The following is a 21,274-nucleotide window of genomic DNA, read 5'->3' as shown; positions in this document are numbered from 1 at the left end:
AAACCAGGTCGACGTAAAAAAGAGTCACGCATAGTGACTCTTTTTTTTTGCCTCAAGCTATATCAGAAGCGATGGCGGATCCCCAAGGCGACGCTGCTGCCGGTGGATTGATCGGTGATCTTGTCGTACATGTAGACCGCGTACAGATCGGTGCGCTTCGAGGCGTTGTAGTCATAGCCCAGCGATGCCGTATTGCGCTTGAGCGTTGCACCGATCGCAGCACCCTGGCGTTTGGTGTTGGCCCACGATGCCAGAATGGCGCCAGAGCCAAGCGGGATGCTGGTGCCGAGCTGGAGCGTCTTGTCTTTCAGGTCGATGTCGTGGGTGGTTTGATCATAGGTGGCAAACAATTTCGCCACTGTCAGATCGTAGCTGCCGCCGACGAACCAGGCCGACTGGCGCGCGGCAAACTGCGCGCCAGGCAGCGGAATATTGGTCGCCGGTTGCACATTGCCAGGTGATTGTTCCAGTGGATTGTTGACCTTGACGCGCTGGTAGTACGCGGTCAATGCCAGCGGACCGTGGAAATACAATACGTTGGCGCCGATATTGTTTCTGCCAGTGTTGCCCGCTTGCTCGCCGAACTGGTAATGCAGGTTGGCTTTCAGGCCGGCGAAGTCGGGCGTCGTATAAATGATCTCGTTGCTCCAGCCGGTGTCGCCCGCGACCGAATTGGTCCAGCCGGAGGCATTGAACCATGGCACATCCATGTGCAGGATCAATGGCGATAATTTGAACGAGTCGCCGAAAGGATTGAACAGAATCGATGGCAGGAAGTTGGGCGCCAGATCGCGACCCAGCGACACGGTCCCGAAATTACCGGACAGGCCGACGTTGGCATCGCGCGAGAACATGGTTTCGTTGCCGTCGAAGCGGCCGGTGGCGCCGGTGTTGGAGCGGAAAAACGAGGTCAGCTTGAAGTTGGCTTTCAGGCCGTTGCCGAGATCTTCCGAGCCGGTAAAGCCTATCCATGAAGTGGTCAGGCCGCCGCCGTCGACGACGCTGGTGCGTCCCGAGTCGCCGCTGTATTTCAGGGAACCCACGTAAGTATCGACCAGGCCGCTGACCTTGACCGTGGTTTGTGCCATTGCCGGCAGAGCCATTGCTCCGCCAAGTACTGCCGCTACGTGTAACTTTTTTAGTTTGCTGCGCGTTGCTTGCATCCCGCCTCCTGAGTTGATATACGTTCTTGTTTGTATATTTCTAACTGCGACTGCTGACGACAATTGCACTGCTATTGCGATCCGTGGAACCGCCACGGCGGGTGAGAAAAATTGCAATGTTGCGGACGGGCCATATTATGCAGAAAACGGATGCGTGGCGCACCAGTGATCGGCGATGTCGATGCGCCGGGCAATCCATACCTGGCCATGCGCCTGCACATAATCCAGGAAGCGTGCCAAAGCCGCAGCGCGTCCTGGCCGGCCGACCAAGCGGCAATGCAAGCCGATTGAAAGCATTTTCGGCTGGTTCAAGCCATGTGGATCGCCTTCGCGGTACAGGACGTCGAAGGCGTCTTTCAGATAATCGAAAAACTGGGTACCGGAATTGAAGCCCTGCAGCGCCGCGAAACGCATGTCGTTGGTGTCTAGCGTATAAGGCACGATCAATTGCGGCTTGACCAGAAATTCGCCATTGGCGTCGTTGATCGTGACTTGTTCCCAGAACGGCAGGTCATCGCCGTAATGGTCGGCGTCGTAGCGGAAGCCGCCATGCTCGACCACCAGTTTGCGGGTATTCGGCGAATCACGGCCGGTATACCAGCCGAGCGGTGCGCTGCCGGTCATTTCCTTGATGATGCTGACGGCTTCTGCCATGTGCGCGCGTTCGGTGGCCTCATCAATGTTCTGGTAACTGATCCAGCGCAAGCCATGGCAAGCAATTTCATGCCCCAGTTGCTGAAAGGCGGCGGTCGCCTCCGGATTGCGTTGCAGCGCGCGCGCCACGCCGAAGATGGTCAGCGGCAGGCGACGCTCTTCAAACATCCGCAATACGCGCCATAGACCGGCACGCGAACCGTATTCGTATAAGGACTCCATGCTCATGTGACGCGCTGCAAAACTCTGGGCGCCGACGATTTCAGAGAGGAAGGTTTCCGAGCCGGCATCGCCGTCGAGCACGCAGTTCTCGCTGCCTTCTTCATAGTTGAGCACGAACTGCAATGCGATACGCGCGCGGTTAGGCCATTGTGGGTGCGGCGGGGTACGGCCGTAGCCGACCAGGTCGCGCGGATAGATGTTATGCATGGTCATTGTTGTTCTCCGCCTGAATGTGAAAAATCGCTGTGGCATGCAGCTTTCAGCGCGTCTTGCATGGTGTGCGCCGGAGCCATGATTAATATATGGCGGATAGTATATTGACTCGCTTACTGCGGTATATCATTTGACAGATACTCGTTTTCAACTTGCCGATATAGGGAAAATCATGGGGAAGTTAAGCACGCACGTGCTGGATATTACGCAAGGCAAGCCGGGTGCCGGCGTCGAAATCGCACTATATGCGGTCAATGGTAATAACAAGACTTTATTGAAGAATGCCGTCACCAATCAGGACGGCCGGGTCGATGTGCCTTTGCTGCAAGGTGGAGAGATGCGGGTCGGCCAGTACGAACTGGTGTTCTCGGCCGGTGATTACTTCGCTGCTCAAGGCGTCGATTTGCCGGCGCCGCGGTTTGTCGATCGCGTTACGCTGGCATTCGGCATTGCAGATGCCGACCAAAATTATCACGTGCCATTGGTGGTGTCGCCGTGGTCGTATTCGACTTATCGCGGTAGCTAATGAATTTACCGGTCGTTGTGCATTGCCGGCTGTTTCTACGAAGCAGCCAGTATCAGACCGCAGCGATCAGCCAATATCGCCAGATAAGCAACATCTGTCCAAGATGGGCACTTTCCAGAAAAGCTTTGTGTTACACTCTCTGGCAGTACATTTTGAAAAATAACCGGATCGGTTGTAGCAATCCCGGGTAAATCAAAAATGAAGAGTGGCGCGGCGTGCGGGAAGTGTAAATTCCACCCCATGTCCAGTCATATGTCCCCGCCCCTCATTAAACCTCCTCAAACGGGCGCCGGATAGCAGTTCAACGGCTAGCTTTTAACCAGGTATCAAGCGCATTACGGATGCCTGTCGTTGAGCATAGTCTCTGCGAATTTTTAATACAATTTTAATAAATCCGTCGCCCAAGAGTTGTACATGAATATTGTTGAGGCCAAGAAAGTCCTCGAAACCGCATTGCTATGCGCTCATGAGCCATTGTCAGTCAATGACTTGAAAAAGCTCTACGATGCAAATGGCATAGATGGCGAAGTGGTCAATGCGGACACAATCAAGCTGATGCTGATGGAATTGCGCAACGATTGGTCGGATAAAGGCATTGAGGTCGTGAGTTTGTCGACTGGCTGGCGCTTTCAGAGCCGTCCCGAGATGAAGATTTATCTGGAGCGCTTGAATCCGGAAAAGCCGCCAAAATACTCGCGTGCGACACTCGAAACCTTGGCCATCATTGCCTATCGTCAGCCGGTGACACGCGGCGATATCGAGGAGATTCGAGGCGTAGCGGTCAATTCACAGACCATAAAAATGCTCGAAGAGCGTGGCTGGATTGATGCTATCGGGCACCGTGATGTGCCGGGGCGGCCAGCCCTGCTTGCTACTACCAAGCAATTTTTAGATGATCTTGGTCTGACTTCGCTAGATCAGTTACCGCCTTTGCAGCAAGTGGTCAAGAATGACATGCAAGAGGGCGTCCTGCTTGAATTGCAGGCGCTGGAAGCAAGCATTGACGCCACGGATGTGGCCGAGTCAGGAACCGGGCTGGCGGCCAAAGAGGCAATGGAAGCACCAGAAGTAATTACAGAACATGCGATGGAAGTGGTTGGGGCGGAAGTTGCTCAACCTGTTGTAGCACCAGTTGCACCGAATGAAGTCCACACTAACGACCCTGCGTCCGAATCAGCTGATGATGCCACGCCAGGTCGGCATAACCAACACCTGAATAATGAATCCATCTAGTTCCAATGATGCACCGGTTGACGACGCTGTCGCGGCAGCTGCAATCGAGTCGAAACCCGCTAAAAAGCCGAGAGCGCGAAAAGTTGCGCCGGTAGTGGCGGATGCGCCTGTCGGCGATGCAGAATCGCCTGCGGAATCGGTAGAGGCAAGCAAACCTGCTCGTCGCGCGCCGCGCAAGAAAGCCGTTGCTGTGGCAGAAGCTATCCCGGCTGGGGCGGCTGATGCCGGTCCGGTATCCGAGCTTGTGGTTCCAGCTAAAAAAGCATCGAAAAAGGTTCAAGCGGCCCCGGTAGTCAGTGTCGAAAGTGCTGAAGTGACAGTAATGCCTGTGACCGATGCATTGTCTTCGGACAGCCCTGTCAGGGATAAGCCAATCAAGCGTGGTGTGCGCGGTCCGCGCGCATTGCGCAGCAACCGCGCTGCACAGCGAGCACAGGAAGCGTCGGCGCCGACTCATGCAGTTGCTGATGTCGCAACTGAAGGTCAGGCCGCGCTGGATAGCGAAAGCGCTGCCACTGTCGTGGCGAATGAGCCGCGCAACGAGCGTGGCGAACGCAATGAGCGCAGCGGCGAGCGCACTTCGCGTGACCGTCAGCAAAAAGGTAAAAAGCCGCAAGGTCAGCACGCCAAGCCGAATCAAAAAGGCGCGCAATCCAAGCCGCGCACTGGCAATGCGGATGAAGTGTTTTCATTCGTCACTTCTGAAGATTTCGATAATCTGGTGACGGCTGAAGACGATGCTAGTGGTCGTGGTCGTCAAGGCCAGCAAAAGAGTGTGCGGCGAGATCTGACAGCCGACGATGATGCACCAAAGCTGCACAAGGTGTTGGCGGATGTCGGCCTGGGTTCTCGGCGCGACATGGAAGAGTTGATTATCGCCGGCCGGGTTTCGGTCAATGGCGAGCCGGCGCATATCGGTCAACGCATATTGCCAACCGATCAAGTACGCATCAACGGGAAATTACTGCAACGCAAAGTGACCAAGCGGCCGCCACGCGTGCTGGTCTATCACAAGCCGGCCGGCGAAATCGTCAGTCACAATGACCCGGGTGGGCGGCCGTCGGTGTTTGACCGCTTGCCGAACATGAAAGCGGCCAAATGGCTGGCGATCGGACGTCTCGACTTCAATACGGAAGGGTTGTTGTTGTTTACGACCTCGGGTGATCTCGCTAATCGCCTGATGCACCCGCGCTACGGTATCGATCGTGAGTATGCGGTGCGTACGCTGGGTGAATTAGAGCAAGGCATGCGGCAGAAATTATTGGCCGGCGTTGAGCTCGAGGACGGTATGGCGCAGTTTTCCAAAATTGCCGATGGTGGTGGTGAAGGCATTAACAAATGGTATCGCGTGACCATCGGTGAAGGACGTAACCGCGAGGTGCGTCGCATGTTTGAAGCTATCGGCCTGACGGTGTCGCGTCTGATTCGTACGCGCTATGGGGCGATGACTTTGCCGCGCGGTCTGAAACGTGGTCGTTGGGAGGAGCTCGACGAAAACGCGGTGCGCGACATGATGACTGCCTACGGTATGGATAAGCCGGCAGCTCCGAGCGCTGGCAATAAGGGGCGTAGTGAAAATAAAGATCGTCAGTCGAGCGGCAATCGTGGCAATAGCAGTTTCCAACAGGGCCCGGGTGCCGGCTATGGTCAAGGGCAGGGCTTTGGTCAGTCGCGCCCGAATCAGGGGCGGGGCGCTCAAGGTCGTCCGCAAGGGCCTGCACGCAGTCGTCAGCCTGATCCGCTGCAAACCGCTTTGGGTTTTCCAGATGCGGGGCAACAACGGCGCAATGGTGGCGGTAGCGGCTACGCCCGCCCGGCGCGTCCAGGCTCGGGTAAGACCGCTGTTACCGGTCAGTATGGCGGCCAGGGACAGACACGTCGCCGTACCAGAGGTTAAGAGAAGTTCAGGATTTGCTGTGCCGACCACTAAGTCGTCGTTCGTTTTGATTCCGGTCAATTAAATTTTTCGTACGTCGGATAAGGTCGCACAGGGTTTGGATGGAAATTGTGTTGTGAAAATGGTCAATTTGCTATTCTGGAATTGACCATTGCAAACAAATGCAAACTTCCTGCATTGCGGTACATAGCCTAATCGTTTATAATTTACAAGTTAACAGAAGTCATTTCACGGCCGATCTTGTGGAAACTGCTTTAAATGACAGGCGATAAGAAGATGGGCAGATGCCCATTTTTTTTTTGCTAAACATTTTCAGATGGTTGATTCACTGGATTTGTGATGTGTTGGTACTTATTGAGGAGTCGCTTTGCAGTTGCTGGAGCTAATTGAAACAACCGTGGTTGGCATGGGTTACGAGCTGGTCGAATTTGAAAAGGCCGCGCGTGGCTTGTTGCGCGTATACATTGATTTTGCATCGGAGAATGCCGAGCAAGGTCAGATCACGGTAGAAGATTGCGAAAAAGTGACGCATCAACTGCTGCATGTGCTGACAGTGGAAAACGTTGTGTATGAACGTTTGGAAGTATCGTCGCCCGGCCTTGATCGCCCGTTGAAAAAGCTGGCTGATTATGTGCGTTTCGCCGGCAAGGAAGCAATTGTCAAATTGCGTATTGCAATGCCTGGCACCGCACATCGGAAATCATTTCAGGGTGTGTTGGGAGAGCCGGACGGCGATAATTTGAAAATTGAATTTGAAACAAATGATGGGTCGGCAGTGTTGGAGTTTACACTCGCTGATGTAGACAAGGCACACTTGGTGCCGCAAGTGAATTTTAGGAGTCGCAAAGCATGAGTCGCGAAATTTTATTGTTGGTCGATGCGCTCGCGCATGAAAAAAACGTCGATCGAGATGTGGTGTTCGGTGCGCTCGAGCATGCACTTGCACAGGCAACCAAGAAACGCTATGACGGTGACGTCGATATCCGCGTCACGATTGATCGTGAGACCGGCGAGTTTGAGTCTTTCCGTCGCTGGCATGTAGTGCCGGACGAGGCTGGCCTGCAATTGCCCGATCAGGAAATTTTGCTGTTTGAAGCATTGGAACAGGTTGATGGCGTCGAAGTCGACGATCATATTGAAGAGCCGATTGAATCGGTGGACTTCGGCCGTCGTTTTGCCCAGGACACCAAGCAAGTTGTTCTGCAACGGATCCGCGACGCTGAGCGCGAACAGATCCTGGCTGACTTCCTGGAGCGCGGCGACTCGCTGGTAACCGGCACCATCAAGCGGATGGAGCGGGGCGATGCGATTGTCGAGTCCGGCAAGATCGAAGCGCGGTTGCCGCGCGATCAAATGATCCCAAAGGAAAACCTGCGTATCGGCGACCGGGTTCGCGCTTTCATCCTGCGTATCGACCGCAACGCACGCGGTCCGCAAGTGGTTCTGTCGCGTACTGCGCCGGAATTCATCATGAAGCTGTTTGAACTCGAAGTGCCGGAGATCGAGCAAGGTTCGCTGGAAATCAAGTCGGCGGCGCGCGACCCTGGCGTGCGCGCCAAGATCGCGGTGTTCACGAGCGACAAGCGGATCGACCCGATCGGTACCTGTGTCGGCATGCGCGGTTCGCGGGTACAAGCGGTCACCGGCGAACTGGGCGGCGAACGCGTCGACATCGTGTTGTGGTCCGAAGATCCGGCGCAGTTCGTGATCGGTGCGCTGGCTCCGGCCAACGTGTCGTCGATCATGGTCGATGAAGAAAAGCACGCGATGGACGTCGTGGTTGACGAAGAAAATCTGGCCATCGCTATCGGCCGCGGCGGTCAGAACGTGCGCCTGGCGGCTGAATTGACCAGCTGGCAGATCAATATCATGACAGCGGAAGAATCGGCCGATAAATCTGCCGTCGAAACCGCCGCTACACGTGCGCTGTTCATGAAAAAACTGGATGTCGATCAGGAAGTCGCCGACATTCTGGTGGAAGAAGGTTTTGCCAGCCTGGAAGAAATCGCCTATGTGCCGATTACCGAAATGCTGGAAATCGATTCATTCGATGAAGAAACCGTCAACGAGCTGCGCAACCGCGCTCGCGATGCACTGGTGACTGAGGCGATTGCGTCGGAAGAGGGGCTGGAAGGCATGGAAGATGCGCTGGTCAATTTTGAAGGCATAGACCGTGTTACCGCCGGTAAATTGGGCTTGGCTGGCGTCAAGACAGTGAAAGCGTTTGCCGGATTGGCTTATGACGAATTTGGCGCGATCCTGGCTTTGCCGACTGACCGTGCACGTCATTTGATTGAAGACGAGTTTAAAGATGTGACCGATGATGAGATGAAACTCATCGATGCCAAGTACGATGATCATGCCAAGGCCCTTCAGGCCAAAGCATGGAATATTGCGGAAGCCAAGTGATCCGCAAGGTTCGAATGTCGTCTGCCGTGCCACATAGAAAAAGAGGACTGAATGGCGAGTAACAATGTAGCCCAATTTGCCACCGAGCTGAAGATGCCAGCGGATTTGCTGCTGACACAACTGCGCTCGGCTGGCGTCCAGAAGGATTCAACTGACGATATCTTGTCGAAAGAAGACAAGGATCGCCTGCTGGAACACCTGCGCCGTTCGCATGGCGCGGTTGCCGATAGCGAAAAAAAGAAGATCACGCTGACGCGCAAGGAAACTACCGAGATCAAGCAAGCCGACGCTACCGGCAAGTCGCGCACGATTCAGGTCGAAGTCCGCAAGAAGCGTACTTTCGTCAAGCGCGATGAGCCAGTGGCGGAAGCACCGCCGGCAGAGCCATCCGCACCTGCGGCACCAGTAATTGACGAAGCAGAACAGGCACGTCGCGTTGAAGAAGCGCGTCGTCAGGCCGAGTTGATTGCCCGTCAAGAAGCCGAACTGCGCGAAAAGCAAGAACGTCTGGCCAAGCTGGAAGCAGAGAAAGAAGCGCAGGCAAAAGCTGCGCAAAAAGCCGAAAGCGACGCTAAGAAGGCTGAAAGCGAAGCCAAAAAAGCGGCCGCTGAAGCACCGGCTCCGATTGCGCCGGTCAAGCAGGAAGATCCTGCAGCCGAAGAAAAGAAACGTTTAGCCGAAGCGGAAGCCAAGCAAAAAGTTGCACAAGCCGCCAAGGAAGCTGCTGAAAAAGCTGCGGCCACCGAGCGTGCGCGCAAGGCCGTGCAAGATGAAGTTGCGCAAATCAAGGCGATGATGAGCGCGCCGCGCAAAGTGATCAAAGCGCCTGAACCGGTCGCTCCTGTTGCCAAGGCGGCAGAAGGTACTTTGCACAAGCCTGCCGACAAAAAACCGGGCGAGAAAAAAGACGACAAAAAAGTGGTGGTCGACAAGAAGTCGATCAAATCCGCCAATGTGTCGTCGACCTGGCAAGAAGATGCCGCCAAAAAACGCGGTCTCGGGATCAAGACCCGCGGCAATACCGGCGGTGGCCGCGATGGCTGGCGCGGCGGTCCGAAAGGGCGTCGCAACTCGCATAGCGACGATCACGAAAGTAATTTCCAGGCGCCGACCGAAGCAGTGGTCAAGGATATTTACGTTCCTGAAACCATTACCGTTGCTGAACTGGCGCACAAAATGTCGGTGAAAGCATCCGAGGTCATCAAGCATTTGATGAAACTTGGTCAGATGGTCACCATCAACCAGGTGCTGGACCAGGAAACTTCGATGATTCTGGTCGAGGAAATGGGCCACACCGCACATGCTGCCAAGCTGGACGATCCTGAAGCATTGCTGATCGACGGCGGCGAACATGCGGATGCAGAAATGCTGCCGCGCGCACCAGTGGTTACCGTCATGGGTCACGTTGACCACGGTAAGACCTCGTTGCTGGATTACATCCGTCGCGCCAAAGTCGCATCCGGTGAAGCTGGCGGAATTACCCAGCATATCGGTGCATATCACGTGCAAACACCGCGCGGCATGATCACCTTCCTCGACACGCCGGGCCATGAAGCCTTTACGGCAATGCGTGCTCGCGGCGCCAAGGCGACCGATATCGTGATTCTGGTGGTTGCCGCCGACGATGGCGTGATGCCGCAAACCAAGGAAGCGATTGCCCATGCGAAAGCAGCAGGCGTGCCGCTGGTGGTTGCAATCAACAAGATAGACAAGCCTGGCAGCAACCTCGATCGCGTAAAGCAAGAGTTGATCGCCGAGCAGGTCGTGCCTGAAGAATACGGTGGCGAATCGCCATTTGTTCCAGTCTCGGCCAAAACCGGCGAGGGCATTGATTCCCTGCTGGAACAAGTCCTGCTGCAAGCCGAAGTGCTGGAGCTGAAAGCAGCTGTCGCCTCGCCTGCACGTGGTCTGGTGGTGGAAGCCAAGCTCGACAAGGGTCGCGGTCCGGTGGCAACGATTCTGGTGCAGTCCGGCACCCTGAAACGCGGTGACGTGGTATTGGCGGGTTCGGCTTATGGTCGGGTTCGCGCCATGCTGGATGAAAACGGTAAATCGATCACTGAAGCAGGTCCTTCGACCCCGGTTGAAATTCAAGGTCTGACCGAAGTGCCGGTCGCCGGCGAAGAAGTGATGGTCATGGCGGATGAGCGCAAGGCGCGTGAAATCGGTCAATTCCGTCAAGGCAAGTACCGTGACGTCAAGCTGGCTAAACAGCAAGCTGCGAAGCTGGAAAACATGTTCGACCAGATGGCCGAAGGCGAGGTCAAGAACCTGCCGATGATCATCAAGACCGACGTTCAAGGTTCGCAAGAAGCGTTGGTGCAGTCCTTGCAAAAATTGTCCACCAGCGAAGTCCGGGTACAGGTTGTGCACGCCGGCGTCGGCGGCATCAGCGAGTCGGACGTCAACCTGGCGGTTGCTTCGAAAGCCGTCATTATCGGCTTCAACGCCCGCGCCGATGCATCGGCGCGCAAACTGGCCGAAGCCAACGGCGTCGATATCCGCTACTACAACATCATTTACGATGCGGTGGATGAGGTGAAGGCAGCGATGTCCGGCATGTTGTCGCCTGAGAAGCGCGAGCAGGCCCTGGGTCTGGTCGAGATTCGCCAGGTATTGTTGGTCAGCAAGGTCGGCGCGATTGCCGGTTGCTACGTTCTCGAAGGCTTGGTCAAGCGTGGTGCTTCGGTTCGTTTGCTGCGCAACAACGTCGTGTTGTGGACCGGCGAACTCGATTCGCTGAAGCGCTTCAAGGACGACGTCAAGGAAGTCAAGTCGGGCTTCGAGTGCGGTCTGACGCTGAAGAACTTCAACGACATCAAGGAAGGCGATCACCTCGAAATCTTCGAAGTCGAAGAAGTCGCACGGACGCTGTAACAGTAAAAGCACGCGCGCGGCAAGTTTGTGCGCAAGCCAGGAAAATCGGGCCTCAACAGCCCGATTTTCGTTTTGTAGTACCCTGTCGTTCAGGCGGGTTTCAGGTAGTTTATTTGTGAAAGATATGGCGTAATCCAGTATGGCTAAACATAGTAAATCCATCCCCGGCCGCGGTCTGCGCGTTGCAGACCAGATTCAGCGGGACTTGTCCGAGATCATCGTGTTCGAGTTGAAAGACCCGCGGGTCGGCATGATCACGATTACCGAGGTCCAGGTGACGCCGGATTACGCCCATGCCAAGGTGTTTTTCACGATGCTGAACGACGATCCTGAAGCGATTCGCAATACGGTGAATGGTTTGACCCAGGCCGCCGGCTTTTTGCGCAACCAGCTAGGACGGCGTTTGAGCATTCATACCTTGCCGGCATTGCATTTCATTCACGATAACTCGACCGCGCGCGGCGTCGAAATGTCACGCCTGATCGACATTGCCAATGCCACTCGCGCGAAAGACGACGGCCAGGAATAAGCCTGCCGCCAGTTCTGTTGTGGCTGCATAGCATCGAATATATGAGCTGGCCTGGACCGTCCTGGCCGGCCGAATAACTCCTTCATCTGTAAGTCTTCAATAAGTATCCTCACATGGCGCCAAACCCGGCCAAAAGAATCCGCCTACCGCTCAATGGCGTGCTACTGCTGGATAAGCCAGTCGGCTTTTCCAGCAATGACGCATTGATCAAGGCCAAGCGCCTGATCAATGCACAAAAGGGCGGTCACACCGGCACTCTCGATCCATTCGCAACCGGCGTGCTGCCCTTATGTTTCGGCGAGGCCACCAAGTTCGCACAGGATTTGCTGGATGCCGACAAGACCTATGAAACGGTGATCCATCTGGGGATAATGACGACCACCGGCGACACCGAGGGCGAGGTCCTGGCAACCAGCGAAGTCAATGTGACTCGCGAACAGATAGATCGCGTGCTTGAGCAATTTCGCGGCCCCATCCAGCAAGTCCCTCCGATGTATTCCGCTCTCAAGCGCGACGGCAAGCCGCTGTATGAATACGCGCGAGCCGGCATCACGCTGGAACGCGAAGCCCGCGACGTGACGATTCATGTGCTTGAGTTTCTTGATTATCAAGCGCCGTATTTGCGCCTGCGCGTGGCTTGCAGCAAGGGCACTTACATTCGCGTGCTGGGCGAAGATATCGGTGCGGCGCTCGGCTGCGGCGCGCATTTACAGGCTTTGCGCCGGATTCAGGTCGGGCATTTGACGCTGTTGGGTTGCGTTACCCTGGACCAAGTGATGGCGACCGCAGAAGCGGAACGCGCTTCTTTGCTGGCCCCCGTCGATAGCCTGCTGTCGTCGTTCCCGGAGGTTGTGCTGCCGGAATCGTTAGCCAAGCGCTTTTTGCAGGGCCAGCGTTTGACCCTGACCAAAGAAGGCGTACCGTTGCCGGCCAACGCTGGACGAGTACGCGTTTATCGCGAGCCGACCGATTCAGTGGATGCCAGTCACGAGCGCCAACTGCTGGGCACTGCTCAACTGCATGAATACGGCGTGCTGGCGCCGGAGCGCTTGATTGCAACGAGTCAACAAAGCGCTGCATAAAACCGTTGTAAAAACACAATATTTGCGACGGTTTTTACAGCATTTTTACGGCAAGCCGTTGAAAATACAAGGGTTTTTATATTTTGTACAGTCCGTCGTGCTATAATGCGCGGCTTCCCGAATTCCGCTGCATCTGCCGCACTTAGTGCAGTCCTTGAGCGCGCATTTGTGGCATATATTCTGCGCACTCACAGCTGCGCACTTACTGAGTTCTCCAATCTCCATACTGACCATGTCAAACACAACACGCGCCATCCGCAACATTGCCATCATTGCCCACGTTGACCACGGCAAAACCACACTGGTTGACCAGTTGCTGCGTCAATCCGGTACTTTCCGCGAAAACCAGCAAGTCGATGCACGCGTGATGGATTCGAACGATATCGAAAAAGAGCGTGGCATCACGATTCTGTCCAAGAACTGCGCAGTCGAATACAAAGGCACGCACATCAACATCGTCGATACCCCAGGCCATGCCGACTTCGGCGGCGAAGTCGAGCGCGTATTGTCGATGGTCGATAGCGTTTTGCTGCTGGTCGATGCGCAAGAAGGCCCGATGCCGCAAACGCGTTTTGTGACGCGTAAAGCATTGGCGCTGGGCTTGAAGCCTATCGTGGTTGTCAACAAGATCGATCGCGAAAACGCAGATCCTCAAAAGGCAGTGAATGCCACTTTCGAATTGTTCGACAAACTCGGCGCAACCGACGAGCAATTGGATTTCCCAGTCATCTATGCATCGGGATTCAAAGGTTATGCAGGCTTGGAAGATAGCGTCCGCGAAGGCAACATGGAGCCTTTGTTCGATGCCATCCTGAAGCACGTTCCAGCGCGTGAAGATGATCCTAACGGTCCGCTGCAACTGCAAATCACTTCGCTCGAATATTCGTCGTACGTCGGCAAGATCGGCGTTGGCCGCATCCTGCGCGGTCGCGTCAAGGGATTGCAAGACGTGGTCTGGATGAACGGTCCGGACGACAAGCCGACCAAGGCGCGCATCAACCAGGTGCTGACCTTCAAGGGTCTGGACCGTGTGCTGGTAGACGAAGCGCTGGCTGGCGACATCGTGCTGATCAACGGTATCGAAGAAATCAGCATCGGCTCCACCATCTGTGCGCCGGACGCGCCGGAAGGTTTGCCGATGTTGAAGGTCGATGAACCGACACTGACCATGAACTTCATGGTCAACAACTCGCCGCTGGCTGGCCGCGAAGGTAAATTCGTCACTACCCGTCAGATCAAGGACCGTTTGGACCGCGAACTGAAGGCCAACATGGCATTGCGCGTGGTACAGGCTGAAGGCGACGATTCGACCTACGAAGTGTCGGGCCGCGGTGAATTGCACCTGACCATCCTGATTGAAAACATGCGCCGCGAAGGCTACGAGCTGGCCGTTTCGCGTCCGCGCGTGGTGTTCAAGATGGTTGACGGCGTGCGCCATGAGCCGTACGAAAACCTGACCGTCGATGTCGAAGAATCGAATCAAGGCGGCGTGATGGAAGAGCTGGGCCGTCGCCGCGGCGATCTGCAAAACATGGAATCGGACGGCAAGGGACGTGTGCGTCTCGAGTACCGTATTCCTGCGCGCGGCCTGATCGGCTTCCAGGGCGAATTCATGACCCTGACGCGCGGTACCGGCCTGATGAGCCACGTATTCGATGAGTACGCACCGGTCGACACCTCGAAGGGCGAGCTCGGCGGTCGTCGCAACGGCGTGCTGATTTCGCAGGACGACGGCGCTGCTGTTGCCTACGCAATCTGGAAACTGCAGGATCGCGGCCGTATGTTCGTTAGCCACAATGACCCGGTGTACGAAGGCATGATCATCGGCATCCACTCGCGCGACAACGATCTGGTCGTCAATCCGATCAAGGGCAAGCAATTGACCAACGTGCGTTCTTCGGGTACCGACGAAGCGGTGCGCCTGGTGCCGCCAATCGAAATGTCGCTGGAATACGCGGTCGAATTCATCGACGATGACGAACTGGTGGAAGTGACTCCGAAGAGCATCCGTCTGCGTAAGCGTTACCTGAAAGAGCACGAGCGTAAAAAGGCATCGCGCGAAGGCGCATAAGCTGTCGAGCGTAGCGACCGGAGACGGGCGAGCGATTGAAGCGCGCTGACTGTTTTTCGGTCTGCCAGCTAAAAACCCGCCGATCCGTGTGACTGATATGTCACATGGATCGGCGGGTTTTTTATTGTGGCTGCTGCTTAGCGGCTGTTACAGTCCACTAAAAGCATCAAGCAACCGCAGAACTGCCTATCCCCGTCGCATGCTGCGCCTTCAGCACATCGCCAATCGCGCCAAACACGCGATCAATTTGCGGCTTGTCGATGATCAGCGGCGGCGACAGCGCGATGATGTCGCCGGTAGTGCGAATCAGCACGCCTTGCTCCCAGAAGCATTTGAGGAAGACATCGAAGGCGCGTGCAGCAGGCTTGCCGGCGATCGGTTCCAACTCAATCCCGCATACCAATCCCAGATTGCGCACGTCTTTGACGTAAGGCAGGCCTTTGAGGCTGTGCGCCGCATCTTCGAAGTAGGGGGCCATCGCCGCCGCCCGGTCAAACAGGTTTTCGCCCTTGTACACATCGATCGCGGCAATCACTGCGGCGGCAGCCAGCGGGTGTCCGGTGTACGTATAGCCGTGGGCTAATTCGATCGCGTTTTCGGCACTGGCACTCATGAATGCATCGTGAATATCCTGCCGCACGATCACAGCGCCCATCGGCACAGCGGCGTTGGTCAAGCCTTTGGCGCAGCAGATCATATCCGGCACCACGCCGAAATAATCGGCGGCAAAGGAGGCGCCGAGGCGGCCGAAGCCGGTAATCACTTCATCGAAAATCAACAAGATGCCGTGCTTGTCGCAGATCGCCCGCAGCTTTTGCAGATAGCCCTTGGGCGGCAGAATAACGCCGGTCGATCCTTGCAGCGGTTCGACGATCACTGCCGCCACGGTGGCCGGATCGTGCAGCGCAAGCAGGCGCTGTTCCAACTCGTCGGCGATCTCTGCGCCATGTTCCGGCAAGCCGCGCGAAAACGCATTGCGGCTGATATCGAGCGGATGGCGCAGGTGATCGACGCCGGCCAGGGTGGCGCCGAAATTTTTGCGGTTGCCGGCAATCCCGCCCACCGCAATGCCGCCAAAACCGACGCCGTGATAACCGCGCTCGCGACCGATCAGGCGCGTCCGCAGGCCGTTGCCGCGAACCTGGTGATAGGCCAGTGCGATCTTCAGCGCGGTGTCGACCGCTTCCGAGCCGTCATTGCAAAAGAACACCCGGTTCAAGCCTTCCGGCGCAATCGACACCAGCGCGCTGGCGGCTTCAAAGGCTAGCGGGTGGCCCATCTGGAACATCGGCGCAAAGTCCATCGTCGCAGCCTGTTTCTGAATCGCCGCGACGATCTTGGGATGGCAGTGACCGGCATTCGAGCACCATAAGCCTGCCGTGCCGTCCAGAATTTCGCGGCCATCGTCGGTTTTGTAATACATGCCTGAAGCGGAGACCAGCATGCGCGGCCGGCTCTTGAACTGGCGGTTGGCGGTGAACGGCATCCAGAAATGATCGGTATTCACAGTGTTGGGCATGCTATCTCCTTGGTTATGGTTTGGCGGCCGATCCGCCATTGGTTCTTGATGCATCTGTTGAACTGATTCCTGATCGCTGCCGATGATGGTATTACGTTTGCGGCAGTTCTGATAGGGCCGCTTCTGCGCGATGCCTGGCTTCGGATTAGATTGAATTTCCACGCCAAAGCCGGAGTTAAATTTATGCTAACGAAGCCACGTAAGCTCGGTAATTCATCAGTGCAAGTTGCTCCGCTGGCATTCGGCGGCAATGTCTTCGGCTGGACCGTGGATGAGGCTGCGCCGATTGCCAGCGCCACCACGCTGGAGCAACTTGACGACTTGATTACAGCAACCCGCTTGCAACTGAATTCAACAGTGATTGCCCTGCTTGATCATGCCAGCGATTAAGACCGGTAATGCAGGAGGCTTGCCCGATTTTTGGGAATAAAGTTGACTTGAGACAACTGCACAGGTGTAGAATAAGTTCCATTGAGCAACAAAATTTCAAGGTGGTCGAGTGCGCCAACATGTATGTCCAATGACTGATTGTTGCGAAAGGAGTGCCAAATCCGACTCGAAAGCCCCCAATTTTTGGAAGTGCTATGGACTCAATTCAATTCGAAAAAGTCTCAATATCGGAAGCAAAAGCCGTACTCGATGATGATCAGCGTGCCAGGCAAGAAAAAAACTGGGAGCATTTTCGTCGCATGATCAGTCCCTCTGATCTGGAATTGAAGGAGGCAACATATCACTGGCTGCTGACATTGCCTATAGCGGTTTGGCCCCTATGGCTAGCGAAACATTTTCCGCGCATCGCCAACCATCTTGCCGAGGTCTGGCGGCAGCCTGCCGTCTGCGAGGATTTGTTTGTCGAACTTTTGTTGGATCAAAGAGGGACGCGCAAGGGTTTTCCGGAAGAGGTGTCGCGGGAGATCATGGCGCTGAAATTGTATTTCGAAACCAAGGCTGCTCCGGCGAAGATTGTTCCGCAATCGGCGCCAGTGGTGGAAGGTAAATAATTTCTGAGCTACGGCCCCAGGGCATTCCTCCCTAGAGCATTCTTATTTGTTCCCAGTCGGTCAAACCCTGGAATATCTTATCTATCCCGTCTTGTTTCAAGGTGCGCATGCCTTCCCGGATGGCGGTCTGCAACAGCTCGGGGACATTGGCCTTTGCATGTATTTTTTCCTTGACTGCCGCCGTGTTCAGCAGCAGCTCATGCACCCCTAATCTACCTTTGTAGCCGCTCTTGTCGCATTTTTCGCAACCAACCGCCTTGCATAAAGTGAGCGTGTTGCCGTTGCCGGCATATCGTTTGTGCCACTCCGCTATTATGTCGGCCGATTGGAGTTCCGTTTCGAAACAATATTCATGGGCAAGCATGTGGATTTGCTCATCGGTGGCTGTATAACTCTGGCGGCAGGCGGTGCACAGTTTGCGTGTGAGTCTTTGTCCGAGGACCCCCAGCAATGCATCCGCAAAATTAAACGGATCCAGGCCGAGATCCAGCAATCTGACGGCGCTCTCCACCGCGCTGTTGGTATGCATGGTTGAGAACACCAGGTGGCCGGTGAGTGAAGCTTCAATGACGGTCCTGGCGGTTTCCGGATCTCGCGTTTCGCCCACCATGATGACATCGGGATCTGCGCGCAAAAAGCTGCGTAATATGGTGGCAAACGTCCAGTCGATCTTGGCATGCACCTGCACTTGTCGCAGACCCTTTTGGGTGATTTCTATCGGATCTTCGACCGTCCATATCTTGCGGTCGCGGGTGTTGATGTGACTGAGCAAGGAATGCAAGGTTGTGGTCTTGCCCGAACCGGTCGGGCCGCACACAAATAACAGACCGTGAGGCCTGACTGCGAGTTTCTTGAGTCCTTCCAGCACCGGCGGGGCCAGACCGATGGCATCCAAAGACAGTGCCTTGGGAGCGGCAAGTATGCGCATTACGATGTCTTCCAGGCCTTCGGTAGTGGGCATGGTAACGACGCGCAGCTCGATTTTGGCAGGACCAAACTGCTCAAAATTCATCTTCCCGTCCTGTGAGCGTCGCTTCTCGGAAATGTCGAGGCGGCTCATGATCTTCAGGCGGGAAATCAAAGCGTTACGAAATTGCGCCGGAATGTTGGAGTAGTCAATCATCACGCCATCTTTGCGAAAACGGACTTGAGTAGGCTCATTCCCTTTCATCGCTTCGATATGGATGTCGGAAGCGTTTTGTTCATACGCATCAAGAATGATCTTGTTGACCAGGCGCACCAGCGTGTTATCGGATTCGGTAATGACTTCGTTGTCGATCTGGCTCGCTACGATGCCGTTAACATCGTCTAATTCGGAAACCAGTTCAGCGATACTCTGACGCTCTCCCTGCGCGCCATAAAATTCCGCGATGGCGGTGATCAAGTCTGCCTTGGACGCCATGACGGGGTCGATCGCGAGCTTGGTGTAAAACGCCAGCGCCTGCAATGCCTCCGAAGCGAGCGGATTTTCCATTGCTACTACCATGCGCGTCGATGTGCGATAGAGCGGCATCACCATGTGCTTGCGCACCAGGTCGCCGGGCACCGCCCTGATCAAGTCCGGTTCAAACTGGAATTTGGCCAAAATGACGAAAGGTATGCCAAGCTGCTGCGCCAATATTCTTTTGATAGCGTCCTTACTGACGACGCCCATGTCGATAAGGATCTCGCCCAAGTGCATCTTCCTGTTCTGAGCTTGCATCTTTAGCGCCTGCAGCAGCTGTTCGTCGCTGATCAGATTCGCCTGCATCAATACCTCACCAAGCTTCAGATGCGGCATGGATTTTTGTCTTTGCAGGGCCATCTCCACCTGCTGTTTTGTGACCAATTGCTTCTGTTGCAGATACTCTCCCAGCCTGGATGCCCGCAGCTCGCTTTGCTTTTCCAGACCCGCATTGACAGCATCTGCTGACGCAATTTTCTCGTCTATCAGCATCTGTCCAAGTTTGTCGCCAATCTGATAACTGGCAATGGCTTCGGCAGGAATGAACCAGCGCAAGACGTTGTTGCCAACGCTGACCAGGAATAAGAACAACCCGATTTCACGCGGAACAAAACCTACGGTGTCAGATATCAAGCGCTCGCCATCTTTGAAGAGGATCGTGCATTTCTGTTTGATGGGAATCGGCGATCCTTCGCGGGTTCCTGCCACTAACGGCAATTCCAGCCGTTTCAGTTCTATCGGGTGTATCAGGCGAATGCTTTTAAAGCTGGAAAACCTGATACGAACATTGTCGGCCGCACGTTCCGGATGGAATTCGATCACCGACGCATCTGCGTCAAAACGTAGCAGGTTGCCGACTTTCTTATGCCCATCGTTCAAGCTCACGATGCATGGCGCGTCGCTGTTATTCGCTGCGGGTGACGAGACGCGCTCGAAGTGCGGTGGGATTGGCCATTCGAAATCGATATTCATTGTTTTTTCCTTTTTGAGTCATGGAAAAAAACGTCGCGTTCTAATTGGCAAGCTCAATATCCAGCTACGAAATCCAGAGTAAGTGAATGCCGGGAATTGGGTATGGACCTCTTGTTGGCACTGAAGGCTGCGTTACCATCGTAGCACTTTATTTCTCTGCGGAATTATTTTGGCTGGTAAATATGTCAGGAGCTCGTTACAGCGCCGCCTTGCGTGCGCCCTTTGGCAGAGGGCGACTTACTGATAAACTTATGCCCTTTGTATCAGATCCACGACACCCAAATCGGGCCGGATGTGCATTTGACGCCAGCCGTAACCTCCCCGTAACCAATGTGCAAAGCAGCCAAAATCAGCACATACTTGCCACTGTTTATTTGAACAGTGAAGTTCAGAAGAGTTGAATGAAATCAAATACTTATAGGGGCAGGCGTATTTCTGTAGCCCCCATGATGGACTGGACCGACCGCCACTGCCGCATGTTCCACCGTCAAATCACGCGTCACACCTGGCTCTACACCGAAATGGTGACGACCGGGGCGTTGTTGCACGGCGATGTGCCGCGCCATCTGGATTTTAACGATGAAGAGCATCCGGTCGCACTGCAGCTAGGCGGCAGCGAGCCGGCCGATCTGGCGCAAAGCGCCAAACTTGGCCAGCAGTGGGGTTACGACGAAATCAATTTGAATTGCGGCTGCCCCTCAGAGCGCGTGCAAAAAGGCGCTTTCGGCGCCTGCCTGATGGCCGAGGCGGCGCTGGTTGCGGATTGCGTCAAGGCGATGCGCGATGCGGTCACGATTGACGTCACGGTCAAGCACCGGATCGGCATCGACAAGACCGAGTCGTATGAGTTTGTCCGCGATTTTGTCGGCACAGTGGCGGAAGCCGGTTGCCAGACTTTTATCGTGCATGCGCGCAACGCGATATTGAAGGGGCTCAGCCCGAAAGAAAATCGTGAAATCCCACCGCTGAAATACGAATTCGCCTACCAGCTCGCACGCGACTTCCCAGCGCTGGAAATCATTCTTAACGGCGCCGTCAAAACCTCCGCTGAAATCGACCTGCATCTGCAGCATGTGGACGGCGTGATGCTGGGGCGAGAGGCTTATCACAATCCCTATCTGATGGCCGAATTCGATGCCCGTTATTACGGCGCAACCGATGCAACGCCGAAGTCGCGGGCGGAAGTGATCGAGGCCATGCTGCCGTACATCCATAGTCAACTGGCCCTGTATGGGCGGGACGGCAACGGCCTGCGTCTCAACAGCATTACCCGTCACATGCTCGGTTTGATGGCTGGCATTCCGGGCGCCAGGACATTCCGGCAGGCGTTGTCGGACTCTAAAAAGCTGGCATTGGGCGATCCGGCCTTATTGCTTGAGGCATTAACAAGAATGCAACCGCTGGCGGCTTGAATTACCGCGCTAGGAGCCTGTCGGGCTTAGGGAAGCATCAAAAAGTTGGG

Annotated in this window: 16 protein-coding genes; 12 read left to right on the top strand and 4 right to left on the bottom strand. The window is 55.3% G+C overall.

Features of this window, described 5'->3' with window-relative positions:
* Positions 1 to 62 precede the first annotated feature (62 nt).
* Positions 63 to 1,163 carry a porin gene (locus ACFPM8_RS18100; RefSeq protein WP_378999575.1) on the bottom strand — a complete coding sequence of 367 codons (1,101 nt, stop codon included), beginning with the start codon at positions 1,161 to 1,163 and terminating at the stop codon, positions 63 to 65.
* Between the two features lie 135 nt (positions 1,164 to 1,298).
* The gene (gene puuE, locus ACFPM8_RS18095) at positions 1,299 to 2,252 is read right to left on the bottom strand and encodes an allantoinase PuuE (RefSeq protein WP_378999573.1); all 954 of its coding nucleotides are present in this window, start codon (positions 2,250 to 2,252) and stop codon (positions 1,299 to 1,301) included.
* 172 nt (positions 2,253 to 2,424) lie between these two features.
* Here puuE and uraH point away from each other — a divergent pair, with 172 nt between their 5' ends.
* From uraH to typA, 9 genes are all read left to right on the top strand, one after another.
* Positions 2,425 to 2,778: a hydroxyisourate hydrolase gene (uraH, locus tag ACFPM8_RS18090; RefSeq protein ID WP_378999571.1), complete on the top strand. Its 354-nt coding sequence runs from the start codon at positions 2,425 to 2,427 to the stop codon at positions 2,776 to 2,778.
* Positions 2,779 to 3,192: 414 nt separating this feature from the next.
* The gene (scpB, locus tag ACFPM8_RS18085) at positions 3,193 to 4,011 is read left to right on the top strand and encodes an SMC-Scp complex subunit ScpB (protein WP_378999569.1); all 819 of its coding nucleotides are present in this window, start codon (positions 3,193 to 3,195) and stop codon (positions 4,009 to 4,011) included.
* Entirely contained in the window at positions 3,998 to 5,908 is a 1,911-nt protein-coding gene (rluB, locus tag ACFPM8_RS18080) for a 23S rRNA pseudouridine(2605) synthase RluB (protein WP_378999567.1), read from the top strand. The genes scpB and rluB overlap by 14 nt, the downstream gene beginning before the upstream one ends.
* A 367-nt stretch (positions 5,909 to 6,275) precedes the next feature.
* Entirely contained in the window at positions 6,276 to 6,761 is a 486-nt protein-coding gene (rimP, locus tag ACFPM8_RS18075) for a ribosome maturation factor RimP (protein ID WP_378999566.1), read from the top strand.
* Entirely contained in the window at positions 6,758 to 8,317 is a 1,560-nt protein-coding gene (gene nusA, locus ACFPM8_RS18070; protein WP_378999564.1) for a transcription termination factor NusA, read from the top strand. The genes rimP and nusA overlap by 4 nt, the downstream gene beginning before the upstream one ends.
* 51 nt (positions 8,318 to 8,368) lie before the next feature.
* Positions 8,369 to 11,194, top strand: a complete 2,826-nt coding sequence (gene infB, locus ACFPM8_RS18065; protein ID WP_378999563.1) for a translation initiation factor IF-2 — start codon at positions 8,369 to 8,371, stop codon at positions 11,192 to 11,194.
* Between the two features lie 139 nt (positions 11,195 to 11,333).
* Positions 11,334 to 11,723 (top strand): 30S ribosome-binding factor RbfA, encoded by a 390-nt coding sequence (gene rbfA, locus ACFPM8_RS18060; protein ID WP_378999561.1) that lies wholly within the window; start codon positions 11,334 to 11,336, stop codon positions 11,721 to 11,723.
* A 113-nt stretch (positions 11,724 to 11,836) separates the two neighbouring features.
* The gene (gene truB, locus ACFPM8_RS18055) at positions 11,837 to 12,805 is read left to right on the top strand and encodes a tRNA pseudouridine(55) synthase TruB (protein WP_378999559.1); all 969 of its coding nucleotides are present in this window, start codon (positions 11,837 to 11,839) and stop codon (positions 12,803 to 12,805) included.
* Positions 12,806 to 13,037: 232 nt separating this feature from the next.
* On the top strand, positions 13,038 to 14,876 hold the full coding sequence (gene typA / locus ACFPM8_RS18050; protein ID WP_378999557.1) for a translational GTPase TypA: 1,839 nt from the start codon (positions 13,038 to 13,040) through the stop codon (positions 14,874 to 14,876).
* A gap of 166 nt (positions 14,877 to 15,042) precedes the next feature.
* On the opposite strand, the gene aptA is transcribed toward typA, so the two are convergent.
* Complete coding sequence (aptA, locus tag ACFPM8_RS18045; protein WP_378999554.1) at positions 15,043 to 16,395, bottom strand: omega-aminotransferase AptA; 1,353 nt, start codon at positions 16,393 to 16,395, stop codon at positions 15,043 to 15,045.
* Positions 16,396 to 16,578: 183 nt separating this feature from the next.
* On the opposite strand from aptA, the gene ACFPM8_RS18040 reads away from it, so the two are divergent.
* Both ACFPM8_RS18040 and ACFPM8_RS18035 read left to right on the top strand, forming a co-directional pair.
* A complete protein-coding gene (locus tag ACFPM8_RS18040) occupies positions 16,579 to 16,785 on the top strand; it encodes a hypothetical protein (protein WP_379000278.1) in 207 nt (68 codons plus the stop codon).
* 194 nt (positions 16,786 to 16,979) lie between these two features.
* On the top strand, positions 16,980 to 17,396 hold the full coding sequence (locus ACFPM8_RS18035) for a hypothetical protein (RefSeq protein ID WP_378999552.1): 417 nt from the start codon (positions 16,980 to 16,982) through the stop codon (positions 17,394 to 17,396).
* Between the two features lie 31 nt (positions 17,397 to 17,427).
* On the opposite strand, the gene ACFPM8_RS18030 is transcribed toward ACFPM8_RS18035, so the two are convergent.
* Complete coding sequence (locus ACFPM8_RS18030; protein ID WP_378999550.1) at positions 17,428 to 19,812, bottom strand: GspE/PulE family protein; 2,385 nt, start codon at positions 19,810 to 19,812, stop codon at positions 17,428 to 17,430.
* A gap of 401 nt (positions 19,813 to 20,213) precedes the next feature.
* Between ACFPM8_RS18030 and dusA the strand changes: the two genes are divergently transcribed.
* The gene (gene dusA, locus ACFPM8_RS18025) at positions 20,214 to 21,224 is read left to right on the top strand and encodes a tRNA dihydrouridine(20/20a) synthase DusA (protein ID WP_378999549.1); all 1,011 of its coding nucleotides are present in this window, start codon (positions 20,214 to 20,216) and stop codon (positions 21,222 to 21,224) included.
* Positions 21,225 to 21,274 lie beyond the last annotated feature (50 nt).

Origin of the sequence: Paraherbaspirillum soli, assembly GCF_042654985.1 — a bacterium.
Taxonomy (GTDB): domain Bacteria; phylum Pseudomonadota; class Gammaproteobacteria; order Burkholderiales; family Burkholderiaceae_D; genus Paraherbaspirillum; species Paraherbaspirillum soli.
Note: the sequence above shows the minus strand (reverse complement) of the source record. Positions and strands in the feature narration are given on the sequence as shown.